The organism is Bradyrhizobium sp. CSA112 (assembly GCF_029051645.1).
Taxonomy (GTDB): Bacteria; Pseudomonadota; Alphaproteobacteria; order Rhizobiales; family Xanthobacteraceae; genus Bradyrhizobium.
This window is the reverse complement of the sequence record NZ_JAACFS010000158.1, coordinates 1-415: the sequence shown is the minus strand read 5'-3', so window position 1 is coordinate 415 and position 415 is coordinate 1. Positions and strand designations below refer to the sequence as shown.

General features: G+C 48.4%; 1 rRNA gene. It reads left to right on the top strand.

The window, feature by feature from the left end:
• Nucleotides 1-415: ribosomal RNA gene (locus GWE18_RS42120) — 23S ribosomal RNA — on the top strand; the annotation flags it as partial.

Genomic DNA, 415 nt, shown 5'->3' with positions numbered 1-415 from the left:
ATGTAGGTATGTATCTTAGGTAAATCCGGGGTACTCTATACTGAGATCCGATAGCAAGCTGTACTTGTACAGCGAAGTGGCTGATACCATGCTTCCAGGAAAAGTCTCTAAGCTTCAGTTACACAGGAATCGTACCCGAAACCGACACAGGTGGTCAGGTCGAGTAGACCAAGGCGCTTGAGAGAACTCTGCTGAAGGAACTAGGCAAAATGGTACCGTAACTTCGGGAGAAGGTACGCTGTTGTTGGTGATGGAACTTGCTTCCTGAGCTGATGACAGCCGCAGAAACCAGGCCGCTGCAACTGTTTATTAAAAACATAGCACTCTGCAAACACGAAAGTGGACGTATAGGGTGTGATGCCTGCCCGGTGCTGGAAGGTTAATTGATGGGGTTAGCGTAAGCGAAGCTCTTGAT